Raw genomic sequence first — 23,066 nt, 5'->3', positions numbered from 1 at the left:
CGAAACCGTCTTTCCCGAGCGCCGTATCGGTCTGGTTCCATGAGCGAACGCATCAACGAGGGGTTCGTCGACAAACGGACGGGTGCGCTCCAGGAGCGGTACGGCGCGGTGGACGTCGTCGAATCGACGATGGAGGTGCCCGCGGCGAAGTTCGACGAGTGCGTCGCGAACGCCCGCGACGGCTACGTCGGCGGGGCGTACGCGTGGGTGTCCCGGGAGCCGGAACAGGCGGGCTACCCGAGCGAATCGTACGTCGGCGACGGGATAGAGCGCGAGCAAGCGCTGCTCGTCCTGCCCCGCGGCGACGACGAGTGGGGCATCCCCGGCGGTGGCGTCGAGGACGACGAGTCGTTCGAGCGCGCCGCCCGCCGCGAGACCCTCGAAGAGACCGGCGTCGGGTGCGAGATTTCTGGACTGTGGCTGCTCGACCGGAAGACGTGGCAGAGTACCGATCCAGATGAAGACCGCGAGACGGTGTCGCTGCACGCGTTCTTCGACGCGGACTACGTCGGTGGCTCCATCACCGTCCAGCCCGGCGAGGTCGACGGCGCCGCGTGGTTCGCCGAACCGCCCGCAGCGCTGATGGAGGAGACCGCGATGCGTGCCGACTCGTTCTTCTGAAGAGGGTCACGCGACCGGTATTGGTCTCCACGCACCGACGTCACTCGCCGCTACCAGCGATCAGGTGCCGGCGTCGGTCGACGGCGCACTCCACGGCATCGCAAACGGCACCGCCGCTACCGCACTCCCGCTCGACGCGGTCTACAACGAGTTCCTCGCGTAGCCGTGGTTCGGGAGACAGCCCGAAGGCTCGAAGCAGCCCGAAACAGCCAGTAAGCGCCCCGATTACGCAATATCACCTTATCCACCCAGGGCGCGACTAGAAGCAGTGAGAACCATCATGAAGCAATTCAAAATGAACGTCCTCGATTGGATCGTACTCGCCCTCGTCATCGTCGGTGCGGTCAACTGGGGGCTCGTCGGCATCGGGTACTTCGTGGACTCGGCCGCGAACTGGAACCTCGTGAACATCGCGCTCGGGTCGATTCCCGAACTCGAGTTCCTCGTGTACGCCATCGTCGGCCTCGCGGGCATCTACGGCATCTACTTCGCCACCCGCATCTCGGGCGTTCGCGTGGACGACATCGACGAGATGACCGACGAGATGACCGAGCGCGTGTCCCCGAAGTAATTCGGGCTCGAACGGTTCACGCGGATTTTTCCAACTCGACTCCGACTCCGTTTTTCGTCGGTATCAGTCCGTAGAGCGAACGCGCCCATCCAGCGGTTCGTGGCTAGTGGTTCGTGGCTAGAAGTTCTCGACGTGCGGGCGGACGTCCAGTTCGAGCGTCCACGACGACCGGTCCTGCTCGACGAGGTGCCAGTACTCGGCCGCGATGCTGTCGGGGTCGAGGTAGGTGTCGGCGTCGCCGTCGGTGTCGCGGCCGGCGACGTCCGGCGGTCGTATCTGGCCGTCGATGACGACGTGGGCGACGTGGACGCCGTCGGGGCCGAGTTCGCGCGCCATCGACTCGGCCATGCCGCGGGCGGCGAACTTCCCGGCGCTGAACCCGACTGCACCGTCGCGGCCGCGGACGGCCGACGTCGCGCCGGTGAAGATGACGGTGCCGCCGTCGCCATCGAGCATGTCGCCGACTGCCTCCTGTGAACACAGCAGCGCGCCGCGTGCTGAGACCGCGAGGGCGTCGTCGAACTCGTCGACCGAGATGTCCTCGAGTCCCTTCCACGCGCCGCCGCTGGCGTGATTCACGAGGACGTCGACGGGCCCGAACGCGTCGCGGACCGTCTCGAACCCCTCGCTGACTGCTCCGGGGTCGGTGACGTCGACCTGGACGGCGATGGCGGCGTCGCCGAGTTCGTCCGCGAGCACGTCGACGTAGTCGCTGGACCGGGCGAACAGGGCAACCTGGCAGTCCTCGTCGACGAATCGTCGAGCGAGCGACGCGCCGAGACCCGGGCCGACGCCCGCGATGACGACAGTACGTGTCATGCGTTCACGCAGGACCGCCAGCGGGAAAACGCTGTGCGTGGCTCGCACGCACCCGGTGGTGTCCGGTCTGCCCTGACCCCTGGTTCGGTCGCTGTCGGTTCCTACGTCGACGTGACGCGGTCGACGAAGTCGAGGGTGTGCTCGACGGTGCGTTCGAACCAGGGGTCGTCGGTGAAGAAGAAGTGGTCGCCGGGCGGCGTCTTCAGTTCGACGTCGACGCCCGCGCAGTTGAGGACGTCGCGATAGGCGCGAGTTTCGCGACGCGTGAGCCACTCGTCGTCGTCCGCGTGATAGAGGAGCGCGGGTGGATGCTGGCCGTCGGCCTGCTCTCGCGGCGAGGCCGCTCGGTATCGGTCGGGGACGTCGGTCGGATCACCGCCCACGAAGTCCGCGGTCTCGCTCCCGGGTTCTGCACCGAAGAGGTCGTAGGGGCCGTCGAAGCAGACGACGCCATCGACGGCGGTGGATGCCTCACCGTACGGGTCGGTGGGCGTTGGCGAGTGCGCCGGCTGTGACGCTGTCGCGGCGGTGAGGGCGGCGAGGTGCGCGCCCGCGGAGTGGCCGACGAGGACGACGGCCTCCGGGTCGAATCCGAGCGGACGTTCGCTACGAACCCACCGGACTGCGCTCCGGACGTCCTGGAGGGCGGCGGGGTACGTCGCTTCGCCGGAGAGCCTGTAGTCGACGGTGACCGCCGGGAGGCCGCGGGCGGCGAGTGCACGACAGCGGTCGTCGAAGAACTCGCGGTCGCCGCGATTCCAGACGCCGCCGTGGACGTGCACCGCGACCGCCCCACGTTCGAGGTCCTCGCTCGACGCACTCGGACGGAAGCAGTTCGCGTGGAGGTCGCGTTCGGGCGTCGACTTGAACGAGACGTCGCGGTCGACGATACCGGAGGGCATAGCCACCACGTCGAATTGACTGGTTGTAAGCACCACGAACATCGGCGATTGCGCGGGGACGGACCACGGGCCAGCGGTGGAATCGCACGGCCAGCGGTGGAATCGCACGCGTCGTTCGCTTCGACTGGTCCCGGGCTCTGGAGACATGCTTTTGGGGCCCGCGAGAGTGGTCGGCCGTGATGGCAGACGGCGACGCGACGTCGACCGACGACCGTCCCGCAGCGGGCGGTCTGGACGTCCTCGACCCGTTCCGGCAGTTCCTGTCGCTGCGCCGGGACGTGCTCGTGTTGTCGGTGGCGATGCTCGCGTTCAGTCTGGCGTTCCAGATGACGAGTCGGTACGTCCCGGAGTACATGCGCGTCCTCGGTATCAGTCCGGTCCTCATCGGCGTGTACCTGAGCGTCGGGAACCTCGTGAGTGCGGTCTACCCGTACCCGGGCGGGTGGGTGAGCGACCGCGTGGGATCGCGGACGGCGCTGACGGCGTTCGGCGTGCTGTCGACGCTCGGGTTCCTCGTGTGGTACGCCGTGGAGTCGGTGTCGGCGTGGACCCCACTCGGGTTGGCTTTGCCGGCGTTCGCCGTGATGACTGTCGGCCTGCTGTTCACGCAGGCGTGGAAGTCCTTCGGGCTGGGTGCGACGTTCGCGGTCGTCAAGCAGGCGACCGAGCCCGAGCACCTGGCCGCGGGGTTCGCGAGCACGGAGACCTTCAGGCGGATCGGGTTCCTCGTCGGGCCGCTGCTCGCGACGGCGCTGCTCGCGGCGACGACCGGGTTCGTCGAGGGGTTCCAGCGCATCCTCCTCGTCGCCGTGGCGTTCGGCGCGGTCGCGACCGTCGCCCAGCACTACCTGTACGACGCGAGCGAGGACACCGTCGGGGACTCGTTCGCGGGCGTCTCGCAGGTGCTCGCGGACCTCCGCGGCCTCCCGGACCTGCTCCGACCGCTGCTCGTCGGGGATACGTTCGTCCGGTTCGCGAACGGGATGGTGTACGGGTTCTTCGTGCTGTTCGTCACCGACGAACTCGGCGTGGGATTCCGGGCGTTCGGGGTGGCGCTGCGGCCGGACGCGTTCTTCGGTGTGCTGCTCGCGGTGGAGATGGTGGTCGCGCTCGCGTCGATGATTCCGGTGGCGACGCTCGCGGAGCGCGTGGGCCTGAAGCCCGTTGTCGCGCTCGGGTTCGTCGTGTACGCGGTCTTCCCGACGCTGCTGGCGTTCTCGCCGGCGGACCAGTGGGCGCTCGTCGCGCTGTTCGCGTTCTCGGGGCTGCGGTTCGCGGGGCTGCCGGCGCACAAGGCGCTCATCGTCGGGCCCGCGGAGGCGGACGCTGGCGGCCGCGTCACGGGGACGTACTACTTCGTGCGGAACGTGGTCGTCATTCCGAGCGCGGTGCTCGGTGGCGTGCTCTACGAGGTGTCGCCCGCGCTGGCGTTCCAGGTGGCGTCGGTCGTCGGCCTCGTCGGGACCGGATACTTCCTGCTGCGGGGCGGCGAGTTCGAGCCGTACGCCTGACCGGCCGCGCCCAGCTATGGATAATTCCCCGGCCCCTGGAGAACGTTTAGATTCCCCTATAGATACCGTTAATATGATAAAGTTTGGTTATGTAATTTATATCTATGTCGAGTATGGGGCACGTTCGCGCCGACGACGACGAGAGTCGCGTCGCCGTGTCGTCGGACGGCGTGCAGGTACGGAAGTGGGTGGCGACGAACGCGGCGGCGGTGCCGGTCGTGAAGTACGAGCTCGCGTCAGCCAGGGACGACGCGGTGGCGGTTGCGGTGAACGACGTCGTCCCGGACCACCTCGACGCGGACGACGTCGGGTTCCACGACGACCACCACGGCGACTGCTGGACGCGCCCGGGACCGGACGCCCTCCGGTTCGAGGTGACGCTGGACGGGGGCGAGGAGGTGACGACGGTGTACGGCATCCGGCGGGATTCCGTCGACGACCCGGCGCCGTACCTGGACCGACCGTCGCTCGACGTGACGGTCGATCCAGGCGTCGAGGACGCGAGCGACGATGACGCGTCGACGTCGGCGGCGTCGCCGGACGCGGTCGACGAACGACTCGAGCGGGCGCTCGAGGATGCCGCCGCCGCGTCCGAGTCGCCTGAGACTCCGGGCGGCGCGGACGACGGGTCGGCGTCGAGTGACGCTCAGGCCGAAGCATCGGGGAAGTCGGACGAGGAGCCGACGGAGACGCTCTCGCTCGCGGACCCGAAGGCGAACGAGGCGGCGGACGACAGCAGCGAGGAGGCCACGGCCACCGACTCGGGTCCGGTGTGGGAAGGTGGCGAACCGGAAGCGGCGCTAGCGACGGAAGACCCCGTCGCGCTGGCGACGAACGACGCGTCGACCACCGTTGCGGCCACCGAGGAGGACCCGGAGGACGTCGGCGAAGCGGACCCAACGGCCACGGGAACAGCTGCTCCGACGGACTCGGCCGCTGACGCGACCGGCGCGAGCGCTGACGCGACCGTCGGGTCCGAGGACGCCGCAGCCGCGGTCGGGAGCGAGAGCGAGGGCGTGGTGGCGTCGCTCGCGACCGAGTTGCAGTCGTCGGACGTGGACGCCGAGACGAAGGAGGCGCTGGCGCGCGAACTCAACCTCCAGTTGTCGGCGTCGTCCTCGCAGTTCGTCGAGCACCTCCAGTCGCGGATGAAGGAGAAGCGCGGCCAGCTCGAGGCCGACATCGAGCGGTTGGAGGACTCCATCGCGGAGCTCTACGGGCTGAAGGCGGACTCGTCGACGCTGTCGTCGGTTCGCGCGGAGAAGGCGGACGCCGAACGGGTTTCGACGCTATCGGAGTCGGTGTCGGCGCTCGAGGACGCGAAGGCGGACGCTGCGGCGGTGGCGGCGCTCGAGGAGGAGCTGGCGTCGGTGGAGTCGACGGCGGCGACGACGACGGACCTCGCGGACGCCCGGTCGTCGCTCGAGGACCGTATCGCGGCGCTCGACGCGACGCTCTCGAACGTCGACGAGCGCGCTGCGAGCGAGGCCGGCGTCGAGGAGCTCGCGCGCGGCGTGCGGGACCTGGACGACCGAACGCCGAGTACCGACGCGTTCGAGACGCTCCAATCGGACCACGAGACGCTGCGCGAGGACCACGAGCAGCTCCGCGACGCGCACGAATCGCTCGCCGAGGACGCGGCGAGGGACGCGGACCTGGCGGGCGTGGAGCGGGAGCTCGCGTCCCTCGACGAGTCGCTGTCGGCGGAACTGGAGCGCGTGACGTCGCGGCTCGAGGACCGCGTCGACGAGGAGGCGACGATGCGGGCGGACGCGGTGGCGGACGTCGAATCGGAACTGGAGCGCGTCGAGTCGACGAGTGCGACGGCCGAGCGCGTCGGGAGCGTCGAGGCGGACCTGGAGCGGCGGTACGTGACCGAGGCGGACATCACGGACGCGCTGGAGTCGCGGTTGCGGACGAGTCTGTTCGCGCGCACGCTCCTGCTGGGGGCTGGTGGCGCGGTCGGTGCCGGTGGTGCGTTGCTCGCGTCCGGAACGACCGGTGGCGTGGTGCTGGTGGTGCTCGGGCTCGCAGCGCTCGCGTACTGGTGGTGGTTGAACGACGGGGAGCTCGGCGAGGGCACCGACGAGTAGCGCACGGGAGCAGTAGCGCACGGGAACGGTCGTCCAGGCGGACGAGACGCGGATGGGTGGCGACGTTGGCTGCGAGTTCGCGGCTTCGACGGACCGGAGCACGCGTTTCGAAAGTTATCTCGCAGATTTAGTTTCGCATCTGAACGTATCGGGTATCTAATCGGCAAGATGATAACAGTGCATTCGGTAATTACCGTAGATGAGTGGGTCAGAGCACGCGTCCGTCGACGCGGACGACGACAGGGTGGCAGTCACCGCAGGTGGCGTCCACGTCTCGAAGTGGATGGCCGAGACGGGGTCCGCCGTCCCGATAGTGAAGTACGAGATCAGATCCGTTCGCGAGGACGACGTCCGGGTCGCCCTCACGGACCGCATCCCGGACGGACTCGACCTCGACGACGTCGGGTTCCACGACGAGTACCGCGGCGAACACTGGCAGCACGCCGGAGCGAACGCGCTCCGGTTCGAGACGGAGCTACCGGCGGGAGAGACGGTTACGACCGTCTACGGTGTCCGGCGAGAAGCGGTCGAGGACCCGTCGACGTTCCTCGCTCGCCCGGAGCTCTCCATCTCCTCAAGCGCCAACGTGACCGACGGCGCCGACGAGGACGCCACTGGTGGTGATGACGCGGCCGGTGCCGACGACGACGGCGAGAACGCGGCCGGGGACGACGACGACGAGAACGCGGCCGGGGCCGACGACGGCGAGAACGCGGTCGACGGCTCGGACGCGACTGCTCCGTCCGTCGACGCTGTCGTGCCCGAGGACGACAGCGAGTCCGGAGCGGAGTCCGACGAAGACGAGGACGGCTCCGGGGGCGGCGACGGCAGTCCGCGGTCGACGCTCTCGCTCGCCGACCCGACGGCCGAGGGGGCAACCGCCAGCGACGCCACGACCGATGGGGACGACGACGGCGGCGGCGACGAAGCGCTCGACGACGAGAGGGGCCCGTCGATTCTGGAGACGTCGACTGCGGACGAGGAAGAGAGCGACGACGCCGGTACGGCGGACGCAGCCGCGGACGAGCCCCCGGGCCGCGAAGGCGCTGGTGACGGCGACGCGGCGGTGGTGGAGCGGTTCGTGGCGGCGCTCGAGTCCGAGTCGGTCGACGAGGAGACGCGTGCGGCCCTCGGGCAGGCGCTGAACGTGCAGTTGTCGGCGTCGACGTCGCAGTTCGTCGAGCACCTCCAGTCGCGAGCGAAGGAGAAGCGCGGACAACTGGAATCGGACCTGGAGTCCCTCGAGGACTCGGTCGCGGAACTGTACGGAACGAAGGCGGACGCGTCGACGGTGGCGTCGCTCGACTCGCAGAAGGCTGACGCGGACACCGTGGACGCGCTCGCGTCGGACGTGACGGCGCTCGCGGACTCGAAGGCCGACGTCGAGGACGTAGAGCGGGTCCGTGACGCGCTGGAATCGTTGGACGACGCTGCGGCGATGGAGAGCGACCTCGAAGCGACCGAGGACGCGTTCGACGAGGAAGTGGACGCGCTCCGCGCGGACTTGGAGGCGCTCGAAGCGTCGGCGGCGACCGCGGACGCACTCGAGAAGCTCGGCGAGGACGTGGAGTCGCTGGACCGGCGGACGCCGGCGCTCGACGCGTTCGAGTCGCTGCGCGCGGACCACGACGACCTCGAATCGGTCGTCGACGACGTCGAAGCGACGCTGGAGGCGGACATCGAGACGGTCGCCGACGACCTCGAAGCCGAATCCGCGTCGCTCGCGGACGACCTCGAAGCCGAGTCCGAAGCGCTCCGTTCGGAGGTCGACGACCTGGAGACGCTCCTGTCCGACCGCATGGAACGCGAGCGCGCCGAGGTCGACGACGAGTTGGGGGAACTCGAGGAGTCGAAGGCGGACGCTGCGGCGTTGTCGGACACGTCGAGTCGCGTTGACGACCTCGCGGCGTCGAAGGCGGACGCGGACCGGGTCGCCGCCGTCGAGTCGACGCTCGAGGACGAGTACGTGACGGAGGCCGACATCACGGACGCGATCGAGGCGCGGATGCAGCGGTCGTTGCTCTCGCGCACGCTCCTGGTCGCGGGTGGCGCCGCAGCGGGCGGTGGGACCGCACTGGTTGCGACGGGCGTCTCGGCCGGCGGCGGTCTCGTCGTCGCCGCACTCGTCGCGTTCGCGGCCTGGTACTGGCTGCACCGCCGCGAACTCGCACCGCAACCGTCTACCGAGCCCGTTCTCGATGACCGCGACGGGGCGGAGACGGAGGAGGCACCACCGGAACTCGCCGCAGCAGAACACACCGAGACCGCTGACGCCGAGGCGACCGAATCCGACGACGCAGACGAGACCGAATCCGACGACGCAGACGAGACCGAATCCGACGACGCAGACGAGACCGAATCCGACGACGTCGAGGGCGACGGCGAGCCCTCCGAGGCCGTCAACGCCGACGACTGACGGCACCGACGACTCCAGGAACTCCTTCTCTGCCGAGAGCGAGCCCATCGCTGAGCGTCGAGCGATCGCGTCGCAGTCGTCCCCTGGGACCCGTCGAAAGAAAGACTGGACGTCAGCGGAAGTGGGAGGGCCGCACGTCAGCGGAAGTGGGAGGGCCGCACGTCAGCGGAAGTGGGAGGACTCCACGTCAACGGGGGCCTATCGAGGGAATCGCGGCTGTGCGCCGTCAGACGGGGTGGCGTTCGAGGGCGGGCTCGAACCCGCCCGTGACGAGGGAGGTGTCGGGGTCGACGGCGCGGGACTCCCATTCCTCTCGCTCGTGCGCGGTGAGCGTGTGCCAGCGCTCGCGGAGCCGGCGGTTCGACGTCGAGAGCGCGCCGCGTTCGTCGCGCACGAGCGCCTTCCCGAGTGCGACCGCCTCGGCGGCGGGTGTCGAGCGCGCCAGGCACGCCCGGCGGACGACCGTGTGGTTCGCGCGGCACGACGGCGCGTCCTCGATGCGGTCCGAGAGCACGTGCCGCGTCCACGCCTCGCGGCCCGTGAGCGGCAGTCGCTCCACGGCGACGCGCGGGTCGCACGTCCACGTCGGGAACTGCGGTGCCTCCCGATACGTGTCGCCGAACGTGCCGAGGTCCTCGCAGCACCGCGTGGACAGTACGTCGTAGCACGGCTCGCAGACCGCGACGAGGTTCGAGAGCGCCCACTCGGGCTCGCCCTCGGCCGCGACCGAGTGCACGTACCCGAGCGACGTCTCCTCGTCGGACTGGCGCGCGACCTTCGTCCCGCAGCGACCGCAGCGGTGGCCGTAGAACGCGAGGATGGCCTCGCGGCGCGCGGGATAGTCGACGGGAGCGTCCCTGTCGGAATCGACTGCTCCGGTGTCGCCGTTGCGGTCGGGTGCTGCCGGTCCGTGGTCGCGGTCGCGGTCCACGTCGTACTCGTGGTAGAGGTGCGACCGGTCGTCGACGAGGTACGCGACGTTGTACGGCGCTACGCTCGGGTCTGCGATGAACGCTGGCTCTGACATTGGATTGGTGACTTGCTGGTGTGCGGTCGGGCGACGCGATTCCCCTCGTGTATCCACCAGCGGGCGCGAGGGCCGAGGCTGGTGGATACAGGGTTCGCGGGTCGACGCGGGCGGGCGTCGACGGTCAGAGCTCGATGAGGATGCGTGACGTGACCGCCGGCTCGTCGCCGTGTGCGGCGTACTGGTGGTCGCCACCAGTGCGGGCCTCGTTCCGGGTGGGAGCGCGGCGGGTCATCTGTATTCTCACATTGTGAGACTGAGTACTTAATTTTTACTATTATGACCCCCGTTCGGAAGCATACGGCTGTCGATTGGTTTCATTCTCCGAGAATCGTCAGGTTCCAGGAGAGATAAGCGGAGATTCCGGTAGCAGCCTGCTACGGCGCGGAGCGGTCGATAGCGAGGGCGGCGCGGGCGGCGACAGCGGCTCAGGCGTCGGGTCACCGACTCGGTCAGGCGCCGGGTCACCGACCCGGTCAGGCGTCGGGTTTGATGCGGCCGAGCCGGAGGGCGTTCCCGGTGACGCCGAGGGTCATGCCGGCGTCGCCGACGAGGACTGCGAGCGCGAGACTGACGTTCACGTACGGGACGGCGACGCCGACGGCGAGCGCGGCCTTCACGCCGAGGCTCGCGTAGATGTTCTGGCGGATGACGCCGTTCGCGCGATGCGAGAGGTCGTAGAGGTACGGGAGCTTCGCGACGTCGTCGCTCATCAGCGCGATGTCCGCGGTCTCGATGGCGGTGTCGGTGCCGGCGGCGCCCATGGCGACGCCGACGGTCGCGGTGGCGAGCGCGGGCGCGTCGTTCACGCCGTCGCCGACCATCGCCACGCCGCCGTCGTACTTCGCGTCGAGCTCGCGGACGGCGTCGACCTTGTCCTCGGGGAGGAGACCGGCGCGGTAGTCGTCCACGCCGACCTGTTCGGCGACCGCGGCGGCGGTGCGCTCGTTGTCGCCGGTGAGCATCACGACCTCCAGGCCGAACGATTGGAGTGCGCTGACGGCCTCGCGAGCGCCGGGGCGGACCTCGTCGGCGACCGCGACCAGGCCCTCGAGTTCGTCCTCGGTCCCGACGAGGATGACGGTCTTCCCCTCGCCCTGGAGGCGCGGGATGGTCTCCTCGGCGAGGTTCAGGCACCCGTGGCGGTCGCAGAGGTCCGTGACCTCCGCGGAGACGCCCGCGCGGCCGTCGTCGCCGCTGGCGCCGGCGGTGCGTTCCGCGCCCTCGGCGCCCTCGGCGCCCTCGGCGTGCTCGCTGGCGGCGTCGACGACGTGCGCGTGCTCGAGTTCGAACCCGAGGTCGTCGAACCACGCGGGCTTGCCGGCGTAGTGCGCGGTGCCGTGGAGCGCGCCCGTCACGCCTTTCCCGGTGACGGACTGGAAGTCGTCCGCGCCGGAGCTGTCGGCGTCGACGCCGACGGTGCCGTCGGCAGCGGCGACGATGGCGTCCGCGATGGGGTGCTCGCTCTTCGCTTCCAGGCCGCGCGCGCACCGGAGGACGTCCGCTTCGGTGCGGTCGCCGAGCGGGACGACGTCCGTGACGGTGAGTTCGCCCTTCGTGAGCGTCCCGGTCTTGTCGACCGCGATCGCGTCGACGGCACCCATCGCCTCCAGGTGGTTCCCGCCCTTGACGAGCACGCCGTTCCTGGCGGCGGCGGTGACGCCGGAGACGACGCTGACGGGCGTGGAGATGACGAACGCGCACGGGCAGGCGAGGACGAGCATCGTGATGCCGTTCACGAACCATTCGGTCCACGGCGCGCCGAACGCGAGCGGCGGGACGACGGCGATACCGATGGCGAGCGCGACCATGACGGGCGTGTAGTAGTTCGCGAACCGCTCGACGAACTGCTCGCGCTCGGTCTGGTTCGCCTCCGCGTCCTCGACGAGCGAGACGATGCGCGAGAGCGTCGAGTCCTGGGCTTCGGCGCGGACCTCCACCTCGACGTAGCCGGCCTCGTTGATGGTGCCGGCGTACACCTCGTCGCCGACGGTCTTGTCGACGGGGACGCTCTCGCCGGTGACGGGCGCCTGATTGATCGCGGTGTCGCCGTCGACGACGACGCCGTCCGCGGGCACCTTCTCGCCGGGTTTCACGACGACGACGTCGCCGACCGCGAGCTCCTCGACGGGAACGGTCTCCGTCTCGCCGTCCGCGCGTTTGACCGTCGCCTCGTCGGGGGAGAGTTCGACGAGTTCCTGGAGGCTGTTCCGGGTTCGGTCCATCGCGTAGCCTTCGAGGAGTTCGCTGACGCTGAAGAGGACGGCGAGCGTCCCGGCTTCGAGGTAGTAGTGCTCGCCGAACCCGACGCTCGCGGTGATGGCGGCGACGATGGCGGCGCTCATCAGGAAGTCGATGTCGAGCTGGGTGTTCTTCGCGGAGTAGTAGCCGCCGCGGAGGATCTCCTGGCCGGCGGCCGCGGTGGCGGCGAGGAACGCGACGTCGGCGACGGTGAACGAGGCGCCGAGGACGGTCGCGACGGTGGCCAACCCGTCGAACCCGAACTGCGCGAGTAGGCCGACGGCGAGGAAGGCGGCGCCGGCGTAGGTCTTCTTCGCGCGGGTGCTCCGCCAGACGCTCCGGTCGTCGCCGCCGTGGTCGTGCGCGCCGTCGCCGGCGTCGTCCTCGGTAGCGTCGCTCCCGGTGACGTCGTAGCCGGCGGATTCGATGGCGTCGCGGAGCGCGGTTACGGCGGTGTCGTCGTCGTACTCGATGCGGACGGTCCCGGACGTGGGGCGCGTGCTCACGTCGAGGACCCCGGCGCGGCCGTCGAGTGCGGCCTCGACCTTGTCGGCGCACGACGAGCAGTCCATGTCGGGGACGTCGAACGTGACCGTCGAGACGCTCGTGGCGGCGACGTCGTAGCCTGCTCCCTCGACGCCGCTCGCGACGTCGTCTGCGGTGGCGCGCGATTCGTCGTAGGTGACGGCGACCCGGCCCTGGGTGGGACTGGTCTCGATGCGTTCGACGCCGTCGACCCCGGAGACGCCGGCTTCGACCTTGTCGGCGCACGACGAGCAGTCCATGTCGGGGACGTCGAGGTCGACGGTTCGACTGGTCGAGGGCCCGTCCTCGCGCTCGTCGGGTGGTTCGTCGGGTGGTTCCGAGGCGTCCGCACGTGTCATATGCGAGGGTAGACGACGACCGTATATTAATCCCGCTACTACGAGAGCGCCGCTGATGGCCAGATATTAACAACTCGACGCCCGTAGGTTAGTAACGTCGGGCGCAAGCGCCAAGTGAACGCGTTGCTAGTTTCGAGTATGGGAGACGCCGTCATCGTCGACGCCGTGCGGACGCCCTTCGGGGACCGCGACGGCGCGTTCAGAGACACGCACCCGCAGGACCTCGCCGCCGCACCGCTTTCCGCGCTCGAATCCCGCGTCGGCTTCGACCCCGCGACGGTCGAGGACGTCGTGTACGGCTGCGTGACGCCGAAGGGCGACCAGGGGAGCAACATCGCTCGCATCGCGCCGCTCGTCGCGGGCTGGGGCGAGGACCTCGGCGACGACCCCGAGGCCGGGGACTCTTACTCGGGGCGGCACGGCCCGCCGGGCGTCCAGCTGAACCGGATGTGCGGGAGCGGCCAGCAGGCCGTGAGCTTCGCCGCCGGCCAGGTCGCGGCCGGGTTCCAGGACGTCGTCGTCGCCGGCGGCGTCGAGCACATGACCCGCGAGCCGATGGGGAGCGACGGCGGGTCGATGGCGGACACGTACTTCGAGCACTTCGAGGAACTGATTCCGCAGGGCGAGTCCGCGGAGCGCATCGCGGAGCGCTGGGGGTTCTCGCGCACGGACCTCGACGAGCTCGCCGCGGAGTCCCAGTCGCGCTGGAAGGCGGCGTGGGACGCCGGCCGGTACGACGACCAGGTCGTGCCCGTGGACACCGACCTCGACGGCGAGGCCGTGACCGTCGAGGAGGACGGCCACCCGCGCCCCGAATCCACCGTCGACAGTCTCTCCGGGGTGCCGCTCGCGTTCCGCGAGGAGGGCGAGGGCGTCGTGCACGCCGGGAACTCGTCCGGTATCGTCGACGGCGCGAGCGCGCTCCTCGTGACGAGCGAGGCGACCGCCGAGGCGAACGACTGGGAGCCGCTGGCGCGCATCGTGGACACGCAGGTCGTGGGCGTCGACCCGACGACGATGCTCACGGGACCGATTCCGGCGACCGAGCAGCTCCTGGCGGCGAACGACCTGGGCGTGGACGACGTGGACCGCTACGAGGTGAACGAGGCGTTCGCGAGCGTGCTCGCGGCGTGGCTCGAGGAGACGGGCGCGGACTGGGACCGCGTGAACGTCGACGGCGGCGCCATCGCGCACGGCCATCCCCTCGGCGCGACCGGCGCGGCACTGATGACGAAGCTCGCGCACATGATCGACCGCGGCGACGCCGACACCGCGGTGTCCACGATGTGCATCGGGTTCGGGCAGGGCGTCGCGACGCTGCTGGAAGCGCCGTAGGCACGACCGAGCGTCCACGGCGGGTCGTCGGTCCCGGGGAACCGACGGGCCGAAGCGTACTTGCCTCGGTCCGCCTATTCAGCTGACATGAGTGACGCGTCCTGGTTCGCGTTCGGCGTCTGCCTGTTCCTCTACGGCGCGTGGCTGGTGGCGAAGCCGCGAGCCTGGGCGAACTTCAGCGAGCAGCTCGACGCGATCGGCAGCGACCGCGACGGGACCGACGTCGAGGCCACGGAGTCGCACGTGACGGCGAACCGGTACGGCGGGTACGCGTTCGCGCTCGTGGGGCTTGCGATGATTTCGAGCGTGGTGTTCTGAACGCCGCTGGGAACGCGGGGCTTTTGTCCGCCTCGGCCGTCTCGTCGCGCATGACGCTGTCGTCGCTCCCGGACCGCCCGATGACGGGCGGGGAGGTCCAGTCGCTGAACGAACAGGACAACGAGCTGTCGGTGGCGCCAGCGAACTACGTGCCAGAGCAGGACCGCGTGTTCGCGGTGTACTTCATCCGGAGTACTCGTGGGCACGCGGTCGTGTTCGACGAGGGCGAGGAGGGCTGGCGGGTGCTGGAGGCGGTGGACGACGACGTGGAGAACGCGTTCGCGGTCCTCCAGGACGCGGTTCGCGAGTGGGCTGACGACGCCGAGTTCGACGACGAGTACGTCGAGGGCGAGACGACGGTGGACTTCGACGACCCGGACGCGGTCGTCGACGACCTGGACGAACGGTAGCGCTCGCGGCCCGGTCGCGGGGTGTCACCGCTCGGACACCGAAGACGTTTCAGTGAGGCTGAACGAAGGGAGGTATGGTCTCACCGGACGGCCTCGCGTACGGGCTGGCGACGGCGGTTCTCGGCGGCGGAGTCGTCCGGTTCGCGCACGTCATCTCCATGCTAGCGGGCGTCCTCCCGGTCGTGGAACCCGAGGGCGATGCCAGGACCGCGACGGGGATGCGGACGCTCCTCCTGAAGGGCACGGGCGTGTTCGTGGCCGGGGTCGGCGTGCTCGTCACGCTCCTCTCTGTCGGGAACTGACCGGGCGAGGTCGTCGGTGGAGACCGCACGACTGCGGTCCGACGGATGCGAACGTTCAAATTCGACGACCGACTAGGGCGAGCATGAACTCGCTGCTGAGTGTCGTACTCGGGTTCGCCATGATCGTCGGCGGGCTGCTCGTCTATCGGTACGCCGACGGTATCGCCGGCGTGCGGACGCGAGCGCTGCCCGCTGGCGTCGCGGGCGCCCCCGGTGACGGACAGGAGTTGAAGGTCGCACTGAACCGCGCGTTCGCGCTCGGTGCGGTCGTCCTCGGCGCCGCGACCGTCCTCGTCTCGCTGACGTGACGCCGCGGGCGGCAACGGCCTCGTCTCGCTGACGTGACACCGCGGGCGGCAACGGCCTCGCCTCGCTGACGTGACGCCGGTACCGGTCTCGGCGGTCGCCGACGGCTTCTTGCGGGTTCGGGTTCGACGCTTCGTGCATGAGCGATAGCGACGTGGTCGCGCTCGCGGACGCGCTCCGCGACGCGCGGTCGGCGGTGGCGTTGACCGGCGCGGGGCTCTCGCGGGCGTCGGGCGTGCCGACGTTCCGCGGCGAGGACGGCCTCTACGAGGAGTTCGACGAGTCCGCGTTCGCGCTCCGTCGGTTCCGCGCGGACCCGGACGCGTTCTGGCGGGACTGGCTCGCGCTCCACGAGCACTTCTTCGACGAGACGGTCGCGCCGAACGCCGCGCACGACGCGCTCGCGGCTCTGGAGCGCGACGGATTCCTCGACGCGGTAGTGACGCAGAACGTCGACGGGCTGCACGTCGCGGCGGGCAGCGAGTCGGTCGTGCACCTGCACGGGACGGGGTCGACCGCGACCTGCGAGGGCTGCGGCGACGAGGTCGACGTCGAATCCGCGAACGCGGTCGTGGAGGCCACTGACTCTGCTCCCGAGTGCGACTGCGGTGGCGTCTACAAGCCCGACACCGTCCTGTTCGGGGAGCGACTGCCGGAGGCCGCGCTCGCCGAGGCCCGGCGACGCGCTGCACGCGCGGACGTGCTCGTCGCCGCCGGCTCGTCGCTCACCGTCGACCCCGCAGCGGGTCTCCCGGCGGTCACGCAGCGCGAGGGCGGGACGGTCGCGGTCGTGAACCTCGACGCGACGCGGTACGCCGACCGCGCCGAGTTCGTATTCCGCGACCGCGTCGAGGACGTCCTCCCCGCGGTCGTCGACGCGCTCTGAAGCACGAGCGCGCGCCGCACCGACGACCCGGACACCACCGCGTCCGCAGTAAACCACGGGCGGTGGAGCCGGGGCCGGGCTCGTCAATCGAGGACCGACTCCGTCCGCCGAACGAGCACGACGTCGTACGCCTCGTCGCTCGCGACGCTCGTCCCGACGCTCTGGAGGCTCGTGACGATGCCGCCGGCGTCCGTGCTCCCGATGAACACCATCGTCGCGTCGACGTCGCGAGCGAACGCGCGGATCTCGTGGCTTATCTTCCCCGTCGGCGCGTACCGGTCGACGGTCGTGTGCTGGAACGACACCGCGTCGCTGACGTCGTGCGCGCGCTCCTGGAGCCGCGAGACGACGAGTTCGTTCCCCCAGGACTCCCCGGGGTCGAGGAGGTCACGCTCGCGCGCCCACTCCCCGTGCTTGCGCGGGACGACGCTGAACGCGACCACGCGCACCGACCGCGGCGCCAGCTCGACCGCGCGTCGGATACCGACGCACGACTGTTCCGTACCGTCGAAGGGAACGACGAAGCTCATGGTCGACGCTTGGACACCGACCGGTAACAATCGCTCGGCCGTTCTCGAAACCGAGGAAGCGGCCGGGTTTCGCGCCGCGGTGCGACGGCACGAGAGGGACAGCCGTCAGTACGAGTACGTGTCGACGGTGGTGCCGGCGTCGTCGGTGAGCGTCGCGGTGTCGCCGCCGTTGTTCCAGACCGCGGACTCGTAGCCCCAGTAGAGGTCGGTGCTCGTGTCGGTGCCCTTCCCCGTATGGACTTTCACCGTGGAGTTTACGTCTAACGTAAACCCACTCGGGAACTGGTACGTGTAGCCGGCGGCGTCCGAGAGCGTCCACCCGCTCATGTCGACCGCGCTACTGCCGCCGTTCTCGACGACGACGTACTCGTCGTTCAGCGTCGCGCCGTCCTCGCTGACGTTCGTGATAGCCATCCCGCTCGGGGACGTGCCGCCGTCGTCGCCCGTGTCGTCGAAGCCGTCGTCCTCGTACGTCACCGAGAGGACGGTCGACCCGGCGTCGTCGACGACCGTCACCGTGTCGCCGGTGTTGTTCCAGACGCCACCGCTCTCGCCCCAGTAGACGTCAGTGCTCGTGTCGGTGCCAGAACCGGTGTGGAGCGTGACCTGCGCGCCGGCGTCGAGCGAGAACTCCGAGAAGACGTACGTGTTGTCGGCGGCGTCGCTGACCTCGTAGTTCGTCAGGTCGACCGCGGCGTCGCCGACGTTCTCGAACACGACGTACTCGTCGTTGAGGTTCTCGCTCTCCGTGCCTTCGGCGTCCGCGTGCACCTTCACGAGGTCGACGTCGCCAGTCCCGGTACTGCCGCCGCTCGTCTCGAGCGCGGAGAACAGCGGGAACGACGTGTCGAACCGCGTGGTCGTCGGAACGGTCGCGTCCGAGTTCACGTTGTTCGTCGCGTCCTCCACCTGGTCGTCGCTCAGGCGGAGGTCGCTCCCGAGCGCGCTCGCGACCTCGTGGAGGTTCGAGCGCGCGGTCGCCGTCGTCTCGCTCCCGCCGACGAGGACGACCGCGCCGCCGTTCGCGGCGAACGACGAGAGCGCGTCGAGTTCGCTCGACGTGAACGCCTGCGGCGGGGAACTGACGACGACGGCTTTCGCGTCCGCGAGGTTCGTGCTCGTGACGTCGTTCACCTGGTCGTAGTCGGTGTCGACGCCCTCGAGGAACCGCTGGAAGTACGCGGTCTCCTCCGCGGAGAGCGCGTAGCCCGCGGAGAACTGGCCGTGCCCGCCGTCGACGACGACCTTCCCGGACTTCGAGCCGAGGTAGTTCGCGAGGTTCGCGGTGAACACGAAGTTCTCGTACGTGCTCGTGTCGACCGCGTAGTCCTCGGCCTGCTCGTATGACTCGTCGACGAGGGGTGCGCCGACGAGCGCGACGTTGTTCGGTTCGTCGAGGCCGGCGAGCGGGACGTCGCTATACGTGACCGACGGACTCCCGGTCTGGGTCGCCTCGCTCTCCGCGACCACCGGGACGCGGCTCGCGTCGATGGCGCCGCTACTGGTGCGGACGCTCGCCGCGGTCGGGAAGAACAGGTCGTCCGCGTCGCGGTTCCGGATGGGGTCCGAGGCGTCCGGGTCGCTCGCGCCCCAGACGTTCACGGCGTCGGCCTGCGCCTGCGATTCCGCGCTCATGAACGCGTCGTGCTTGCTGAACGACGACGAGTACACGCGAGCGTACCCGTTCTGGACGGTGCGGAGGTTGTAGAACTCGCTCCGGGTGCCGTCGCCCGTGCCGTCGTAGTAGATGTACGCCAGAAGGCGGTCGAACTGGTCGAAGATACCGGGTTCCGCGTCGTCGAACGCGATCTCGACGGTCTTCCCGGAGAGCTCGCCTTTCGCCCAGTCGGTCGCGTTCGCGCCCCAGTCGGCGAGGTACGTGAGCGACTCGAGGCCCTCCCACTCCTGGGTGCGCTCGTACTGCTGGTACTGCTCCTTCTCGGGCGTGTCCAGCCCGAGGACGCGGATGTTCTCGCGACGGCCGCTGTCGAACTCGATGTCGACCGTGTCGCCGTCGGTGACGTCTTTCACGTCGACGACGTGGTTCGCGTTCGGGTCGATCTCCATGCCCTTTCGGTCCGCGAAGAAGTCGAACGTCGCGTCGAACCGCGTCGTCTGCACGCGGTAGGACGTCCCGTTCGTGTTCGACTCGGTGTCGAGCACCTGGTCGTCGTTGAAGCGGAACGCGAGGTCGAGACCGTTCGCGAGGTCGTTCAAGTTCTGGGTCTCGTCGAAGTTCGAGTAGTCGGCGGTGTCGTGGACGAACGCGACGCCGCCGTCGTCCACGAAGTCCTTGAGCGCCGATTGCTCGCTCGCGGTGAACGCCGCGGACGGGCTCGTTATCCAGACGGCGTCGGCGGTGGAGAGGTCGTCGGCGAGCGTCGACGTCGCCGAGACCGCGTAGCTCTCCTGGGTCTCGGCGTAGTTCGCCATGTTCGAGAACGTCGTGAGGGTGTCGTACTGGTCGTGGCCCTCGTCGTAGAGCACGGTGCCGGAACCGCCGAGGTACGCGTCCCAGACGTTCAGGAGGAACTCCTCGTTCCCGCTCTGGAAGTTCGCGCCGTCGCTGACGAGTTCCGCGCCGAACCCGACGACTGCGCCGCCGCCGCTGCGTTCGTCGACGGCGACCAGCGGGATGTCCGTGGAGCCGTAGTCGACGGCGTCGCCGTTCCCGTCGTCGTCGACGTTGAACGCGGACGCCTCCGCTTTCACGGCGACGAGCGCATCGTCCGTGAGCAGGTTCCGGTTCGCGTCCAGCAAGCTCGCCGAGGAGTCGAACTCGAGGAAGTCGACGGTGCCCGAGGCCGCCGCCGCTGGCTGACTGCCGAGTGCCCCTGTCAGCCCGAGTGTGGTTGCAGTGCCCGATAACGACGCCAGGAAGGTACGTCGTCGCATACCATCAACCGGAACGCGAGGATTAAAATTCTTGGTAATTACTTTTGGTATCCCTCCATAGCCAAGGTTCGGCCGGTTGACCAATCAGGATAAGTAAAACCACGTCGGGGCAGGGTGGGCGCCCGGACGCTCCACGCCCCGCCCTCGCACACGGAACATCCTCGCACACGCCCCGGCCTCGCTACCGCCGCGCCGACGCCGCCCGTCAGTTCCCGCGAACCACGCCCGCCGTCAGTTCCCGCGAACCACGCCCGCCGTCAGTTCCCGCGAACCACGCCCGCCGTCAGTTCCTCGACACTCCCCGTGGTCGACCACGCGGGCGTGTCGACGCGCAGTCGCGTCTCCGGGGTGACGTCGACGAACTTGCAGTGGAGCGCGAACGAGCCGTCGGCGGCGACGTTCGTCGATTCGAGCTGGTCGGAGTCGACGGGCGTCACCCACGCGTTCTCGCCGGCGTGCTTCGCGTGGACCTCGCCGCGGACGACGAACTCGCTGATACCACCGCTGTTCCCGGTGACGGGATACCCGCGGTCGGTCCACTCGAAGAACCCCTCGTCGATGACGTAGACGTTCTCGAAGCCGGCGTTGATGAGCTGGCTCGCGCGGATCGAGGAGAGGTGGTGCGGGCACCCGCAGTAGCAGATGATGCGGTCCTGCTTCCCCCACTGCTTCGTCGGGTCGTCGCTGTCGCGGAAGCGTTCGGCGGCGGAGCTGAACACGGCGCCCTCGATGTGGCTGTTCTCGTACTGGTCGGGGCCGCGCGCGTCGGCGAACCGAGCGCGCCTGTACGCCCACCAGACGTGCGCGTCGTCGACCGGCAGGAGCGGGACGTCGACGCCGTTCTCGGTGACGGTCTTCAGGTTACTCGTGTCGACCTCGCGGTCCTCCGGCTTGGACTCGACCTCGTCGGGGTAGCCATCGACGTCCGCGGGTAGGCCCGAAGCCGTCCCCGGCGACCCGCCCGAGCCGGAGGAGCCGTCGTCGTTCGACCCGCTCGTCGTCTCGCCGCCCAAGCCGAACTGGCCGCCGAGGCAGCCAGCCAAGCCCGCGAGCGACCCTGCGGCCGCCGTTGCGAACGTGCGTCGCTTCATAACTTCGCCTAGGAATCGATGTGAAAAGAGGGTTCTGGTACGGGAACCGAACGGTTCGACCGCTGACAACCGTCCACCCACCCCACCGCGTCCGGAGTTCTCGCCGCGCCGTCGCGCGCCGAGTCCGACGTCAATCCGTCCGGGCGAGCGCGCCGTCGTCGACCTCCCGAGCCGCGTCGTACCCCGTGAGCGCGAGCGAGAGGTCGAGGTCCGCGCGGACGTTCGAGACGACCGCGCGGACGCCGTCCTCGCCGTCGACGGCGAGCCCGTAACAGTACGGGCGCCCGAGGAGGACGGCGTCCGCGCCGAGCGCGAGCGCGACGAGCGCGTCGGCGCCACGACGAATCCCGGAGTCGAACAGGACCGCGGCGTCCGGGTCCGCGTCGCGCACGGCGTCGGCGACCGCGGGGAGTTGGTCGAGGGCGGCGACGGCGTCGTCGACCTGGCGGCCGCCGTGATTCGAGACGACGACGCCGTCCGCGCCGGCGTCGATGCACCGGCGGGCGTCCTCGGGGTGAAGGACGCCCTTGCAGACGACGGGGAGGTCAGTGCGGTCGAACAGCCAGTCGAGGTCGTCAAATTCGAGCGTCGGGTCCGCGAAGACGTCCACGAACTCGCGGGCGGCCTCCCTGGGGTTCTCCTCGGGGTCCGAGTCGAGTCGGTCGCGGAACGCGGGGTCGGTCGTGTAGTTCGCGATGCCCTTCCCGTCGAGGAACGGGAGGTAGCCGCCCTGGAGGTCGCGTTCGCGCCACCCGAGGTGTGGCGTGTCGAGCGTGAGGCAGATGGCGTCGTAGCCGGCGTCCTCGGCGCGGTCGACGAGCGACGCCGTCACGTCCCGGTCCTTCGACCAGTACAGCTGGAACCAGGTCGGCGGGCCATCCTCGCTCCCGGCGTCGAGTTCCGCGGCGACGTCCTCCAGTGGATAGCTCGATTGCGTCGACGTGACGTAGGGGACGCCCTCGGCGGCGGCGGCGCGGGCGCTCGCGAGGTCGCCGTCGTCGTGCATCACGCCCTGGACGCCGATGGGGGCGAGCGCGAACGGCACCGGCCACGTGTCCCCGAGGACGTCGACGCGGAGGTCGCGCTCGCTCGTGTCCCGGAGGACGCGCGGGACGAGTCGATGGTCGTCGAACGCGCGGCGGTTCGCGCGCTTCGTGGACTCGCCGCCGGCGCCGCCCGCGACGTACGCGTACGCCTCGTCGCTCATCGCGTCCTCGGCCGCGGCCTTCAGGTCCTCGTAGGCGACCGGGACGTCCGGCGTGTCGCCGGTCAGCATCCCGGTCGTGAACACCTCCGTCTGTCGGTATCGACCGTACGGCGTGGACGCCTCGAAGTCGTCGTCGCTCATGGCTGGCCTCTCACGGCCGAGCGTGTTGGTTGTTGGCATGACGGCAGCGTGCTGCGCGCAGTCGTGCCAGGGCAGCGTCGCCGGTCGTTTTCATCGAGTAGGAATCACCGCCTGGTCGTTTATATACCGGACGCGTAGGGAGGAATAGGTGAAACAGGATGTACCAGGACTCGGCCACCGGAACCCGGACGCCCCAGACCCAGCAGACGCAGTCGACCGAACGCACGGAGAGCCCGCTCCCTGACGTCCCCTTCATGGGCATCGCCGCGTTCCTCGGGTTCCTCGTGCTCGTGCTCATCGCCGCGGCCGCGTACAGCCTCTCGTCGAGCCTCCAGGGCTTCACGGTCGACCCGCAGCTCTGGGCGCCCGCGGCCTTCATGCTCCTGGTCGCAGCCCTGTTCTGGGGCATCGACCGCTACCAGCCCCGCTCGCACACCCGCTGAGAGTCCCGATCCTTCAGGCTAACACGTCATAGAGCCAGGGTCTCGAACCGTACATCACGAACCCGACTTCTCCGACAGCTATCCCCTCCACGGAGCGTCAGCAGCGGCCGCGGCGAG

General features: G+C 69.5%; 20 protein-coding genes. 12 read left to right on the top strand and 8 right to left on the bottom strand.

Going from position 1 to position 23,066, the window contains the following annotated elements; genetic code table 11:
• Positions 1-39 precede the first annotated feature (39 nt).
• Together VYJ16_RS16455 and VYJ16_RS16450 are read left to right on the top strand one after the other, a co-directional pair.
• On the top strand, positions 40-621 hold the full coding sequence (locus VYJ16_RS16455) for an NUDIX hydrolase (protein ID WP_336351403.1): 582 nt from the start codon (positions 40-42) through the stop codon (positions 619-621).
• A 280-nt stretch (positions 622-901) separates the two neighbouring features.
• The gene (locus VYJ16_RS16450; protein ID WP_336351402.1) at positions 902-1,192 is read left to right on the top strand and encodes a DUF378 domain-containing protein; all 291 of its coding nucleotides are present in this window, start codon (positions 902-904) and stop codon (positions 1,190-1,192) included.
• A gap of 117 nt (positions 1,193-1,309) precedes the next feature.
• On the opposite strand, the gene VYJ16_RS16445 is transcribed toward VYJ16_RS16450, so the two are convergent.
• Positions 1,310-2,011 carry an SDR family NAD(P)-dependent oxidoreductase gene (locus VYJ16_RS16445; protein WP_336351401.1) on the bottom strand — a complete coding sequence of 234 codons (702 nt, stop codon included), beginning with the start codon at positions 2,009-2,011 and terminating at the stop codon, positions 1,310-1,312.
• 101 nt (positions 2,012-2,112) lie between these two features.
• Positions 2,113-2,955 carry an alpha/beta hydrolase gene (locus VYJ16_RS16440; protein ID WP_336351400.1) on the bottom strand — a complete coding sequence of 281 codons (843 nt, stop codon included), beginning with the start codon at positions 2,953-2,955 and terminating at the stop codon, positions 2,113-2,115.
• A 137-nt stretch (positions 2,956-3,092) separates the two neighbouring features.
• On the opposite strand from VYJ16_RS16440, the gene VYJ16_RS16435 reads away from it, so the two are divergent.
• The 3 genes from VYJ16_RS16435 to VYJ16_RS16425 all read left to right on the top strand — a co-directional run bounded on the left by VYJ16_RS16435 (position 3,093) and on the right by VYJ16_RS16425 (position 8,933).
• Positions 3,093-4,424, top strand: coding sequence for an MFS transporter (locus VYJ16_RS16435; protein ID WP_336351399.1), 1,332 nt, complete (start codon positions 3,093-3,095; stop codon positions 4,422-4,424).
• Between the two features lie 113 nt (positions 4,425-4,537).
• A complete protein-coding gene (locus VYJ16_RS16430) occupies positions 4,538-6,517 on the top strand; it encodes a hypothetical protein (RefSeq protein WP_336351398.1) in 1,980 nt (659 codons plus the stop codon).
• Between the two features lie 199 nt (positions 6,518-6,716).
• The gene (locus VYJ16_RS16425; protein ID WP_336351397.1) at positions 6,717-8,933 is read left to right on the top strand and encodes a coiled-coil domain-containing protein; all 2,217 of its coding nucleotides are present in this window, start codon (positions 6,717-6,719) and stop codon (positions 8,931-8,933) included.
• Positions 8,934-9,159: 226 nt separating this feature from the next.
• On the opposite strand, the gene VYJ16_RS16420 is transcribed toward VYJ16_RS16425, so the two are convergent.
• Together VYJ16_RS16420 and VYJ16_RS16415 are read right to left on the bottom strand one after the other, a co-directional pair.
• Complete coding sequence (locus VYJ16_RS16420; protein WP_336351396.1) at positions 9,160-9,960, bottom strand: HNH endonuclease; 801 nt, start codon at positions 9,958-9,960, stop codon at positions 9,160-9,162.
• Positions 9,961-10,436: 476 nt separating this feature from the next.
• The gene (locus VYJ16_RS16415) at positions 10,437-13,085 is read right to left on the bottom strand and encodes a heavy metal translocating P-type ATPase (protein WP_336351395.1); all 2,649 of its coding nucleotides are present in this window, start codon (positions 13,083-13,085) and stop codon (positions 10,437-10,439) included.
• 138 nt (positions 13,086-13,223) lie between these two features.
• Here VYJ16_RS16415 and VYJ16_RS16410 point away from each other — a divergent pair, with 138 nt between their 5' ends.
• From VYJ16_RS16410 to VYJ16_RS16385, 6 genes are all read left to right on the top strand, one after another.
• The gene (locus VYJ16_RS16410) at positions 13,224-14,420 is read left to right on the top strand and encodes a thiolase family protein (protein ID WP_336351394.1); all 1,197 of its coding nucleotides are present in this window, start codon (positions 13,224-13,226) and stop codon (positions 14,418-14,420) included.
• A gap of 87 nt (positions 14,421-14,507) precedes the next feature.
• A complete protein-coding gene (locus VYJ16_RS16405; RefSeq protein WP_227132963.1) occupies positions 14,508-14,738 on the top strand; it encodes a DUF6199 family natural product biosynthesis protein in 231 nt (76 codons plus the stop codon).
• A 50-nt stretch (positions 14,739-14,788) separates the two neighbouring features.
• Positions 14,789-15,148 (top strand): DUF7964 domain-containing protein, encoded by a 360-nt coding sequence (locus tag VYJ16_RS16400; protein WP_336351393.1) that lies wholly within the window; start codon positions 14,789-14,791, stop codon positions 15,146-15,148.
• Between the two features lie 74 nt (positions 15,149-15,222).
• Positions 15,223-15,450, top strand: coding sequence for a hypothetical protein (locus VYJ16_RS16395; protein ID WP_336351392.1), 228 nt, complete (start codon positions 15,223-15,225; stop codon positions 15,448-15,450).
• An 83-nt stretch (positions 15,451-15,533) separates the two neighbouring features.
• On the top strand, positions 15,534-15,758 hold the full coding sequence (locus tag VYJ16_RS16390) for a hypothetical protein (RefSeq protein WP_336351391.1): 225 nt from the start codon (positions 15,534-15,536) through the stop codon (positions 15,756-15,758).
• Positions 15,759-15,895: 137 nt separating this feature from the next.
• Entirely contained in the window at positions 15,896-16,642 is a 747-nt protein-coding gene (locus VYJ16_RS16385) for an NAD-dependent protein deacylase (protein ID WP_336351390.1), read from the top strand.
• A gap of 83 nt (positions 16,643-16,725) precedes the next feature.
• Here the strand turns inward: VYJ16_RS16385 and VYJ16_RS16380 are convergent, their stop codons facing one another.
• The 4 genes from VYJ16_RS16380 to VYJ16_RS16365 form a co-directional block, all read right to left on the bottom strand.
• Complete coding sequence (locus tag VYJ16_RS16380) at positions 16,726-17,172, bottom strand: universal stress protein (protein ID WP_336351389.1); 447 nt, start codon at positions 17,170-17,172, stop codon at positions 16,726-16,728.
• 105 nt (positions 17,173-17,277) lie between these two features.
• The gene (locus VYJ16_RS16375; RefSeq protein WP_336351388.1) at positions 17,278-20,067 is read right to left on the bottom strand and encodes a lamin tail domain-containing protein; all 2,790 of its coding nucleotides are present in this window, start codon (positions 20,065-20,067) and stop codon (positions 17,278-17,280) included.
• A 257-nt stretch (positions 20,068-20,324) separates the two neighbouring features.
• A complete protein-coding gene (locus tag VYJ16_RS16370) occupies positions 20,325-21,158 on the bottom strand; it encodes a rhodanese-like domain-containing protein (protein ID WP_336351387.1) in 834 nt (277 codons plus the stop codon).
• Between the two features lie 130 nt (positions 21,159-21,288).
• Positions 21,289-22,506 (bottom strand): alpha-hydroxy-acid oxidizing protein, encoded by a 1,218-nt coding sequence (locus VYJ16_RS16365; protein WP_336351386.1) that lies wholly within the window; start codon positions 22,504-22,506, stop codon positions 21,289-21,291.
• A 158-nt stretch (positions 22,507-22,664) separates the two neighbouring features.
• On the opposite strand from VYJ16_RS16365, the gene VYJ16_RS16360 reads away from it, so the two are divergent.
• Positions 22,665-22,949 carry a hypothetical protein gene (locus VYJ16_RS16360; protein WP_336351385.1) on the top strand — a complete coding sequence of 95 codons (285 nt, stop codon included), beginning with the start codon at positions 22,665-22,667 and terminating at the stop codon, positions 22,947-22,949.
• Positions 22,950-23,066 lie beyond the last annotated feature (117 nt).

Origin of the sequence: Halorubellus litoreus (assembly GCF_037081675.1) — an archaeon.
In the GTDB taxonomy this organism is placed as follows: domain Archaea; phylum Halobacteriota; class Halobacteria; order Halobacteriales; family Natrialbaceae; genus Halorubellus; species Halorubellus litoreus.
Note: the sequence above shows the minus strand (reverse complement) of the source record. Positions and strands in the feature narration are given on the sequence as shown.

What these genes read in the sequence shown, in the direction of transcription:
- VYJ16_RS16455 (WP_336351403.1), top strand. Translation starts at nt 40, where the DNA reads ATGAGCGAACGCATCAACGAGGGGTTCGTCGACAAACGGACGGGTGCG.
- VYJ16_RS16450 (WP_336351402.1), top strand. Translation starts at nt 902, where the DNA reads ATGAAGCAATTCAAAATGAACGTCCTCGATTGGATCGTACTCGCCCTC.
- VYJ16_RS16445 (WP_336351401.1), bottom strand. Translation starts at nt 2,011, where the DNA reads ATGACACGTACTGTCGTCATCGCGGGCGTCGGCCCGGGTCTCGGCGCG.
- VYJ16_RS16440 (WP_336351400.1), bottom strand. Translation starts at nt 2,955, where the DNA reads ATGTTCGTGGTGCTTACAACCAGTCAATTCGACGTGGTGGCTATGCCC.
- VYJ16_RS16435 (WP_336351399.1), top strand. Translation starts at nt 3,093, where the DNA reads ATGGCAGACGGCGACGCGACGTCGACCGACGACCGTCCCGCAGCGGGC.
- VYJ16_RS16430 (WP_336351398.1), top strand. Translation starts at nt 4,538, where the DNA reads ATGGGGCACGTTCGCGCCGACGACGACGAGAGTCGCGTCGCCGTGTCG.
- VYJ16_RS16425 (WP_336351397.1), top strand. Translation starts at nt 6,717, where the DNA reads ATGAGTGGGTCAGAGCACGCGTCCGTCGACGCGGACGACGACAGGGTG.
- VYJ16_RS16420 (WP_336351396.1), bottom strand. Translation starts at nt 9,960, where the DNA reads ATGTCAGAGCCAGCGTTCATCGCAGACCCGAGCGTAGCGCCGTACAAC.
- VYJ16_RS16415 (WP_336351395.1), bottom strand. Translation starts at nt 13,085, where the DNA reads ATGACACGTGCGGACGCCTCGGAACCACCCGACGAACCACCCGACGAG.
- VYJ16_RS16410 (WP_336351394.1), top strand. Translation starts at nt 13,224, where the DNA reads ATGGGAGACGCCGTCATCGTCGACGCCGTGCGGACGCCCTTCGGGGAC.
- VYJ16_RS16405 (WP_227132963.1), top strand. Translation starts at nt 14,508, where the DNA reads ATGAGTGACGCGTCCTGGTTCGCGTTCGGCGTCTGCCTGTTCCTCTAC.
- VYJ16_RS16400 (WP_336351393.1), top strand. Translation starts at nt 14,789, where the DNA reads ATGACGCTGTCGTCGCTCCCGGACCGCCCGATGACGGGCGGGGAGGTC.
- VYJ16_RS16395 (WP_336351392.1), top strand. Translation starts at nt 15,223, where the DNA reads ATGGTCTCACCGGACGGCCTCGCGTACGGGCTGGCGACGGCGGTTCTC.
- VYJ16_RS16390 (WP_336351391.1), top strand. Translation starts at nt 15,534, where the DNA reads ATGAACTCGCTGCTGAGTGTCGTACTCGGGTTCGCCATGATCGTCGGC.
- VYJ16_RS16385 (WP_336351390.1), top strand. Translation starts at nt 15,896, where the DNA reads ATGAGCGATAGCGACGTGGTCGCGCTCGCGGACGCGCTCCGCGACGCG.
- VYJ16_RS16380 (WP_336351389.1), bottom strand. Translation starts at nt 17,172, where the DNA reads ATGAGCTTCGTCGTTCCCTTCGACGGTACGGAACAGTCGTGCGTCGGT.
- VYJ16_RS16375 (WP_336351388.1), bottom strand. Translation starts at nt 20,067, where the DNA reads ATGCGACGACGTACCTTCCTGGCGTCGTTATCGGGCACTGCAACCACA.
- VYJ16_RS16370 (WP_336351387.1), bottom strand. Translation starts at nt 21,158, where the DNA reads ATGAAGCGACGCACGTTCGCAACGGCGGCCGCAGGGTCGCTCGCGGGC.
- VYJ16_RS16365 (WP_336351386.1), bottom strand. Translation starts at nt 22,506, where the DNA reads ATGAGCGACGACGACTTCGAGGCGTCCACGCCGTACGGTCGATACCGA.
- VYJ16_RS16360 (WP_336351385.1), top strand. Translation starts at nt 22,665, where the DNA reads ATGTACCAGGACTCGGCCACCGGAACCCGGACGCCCCAGACCCAGCAG.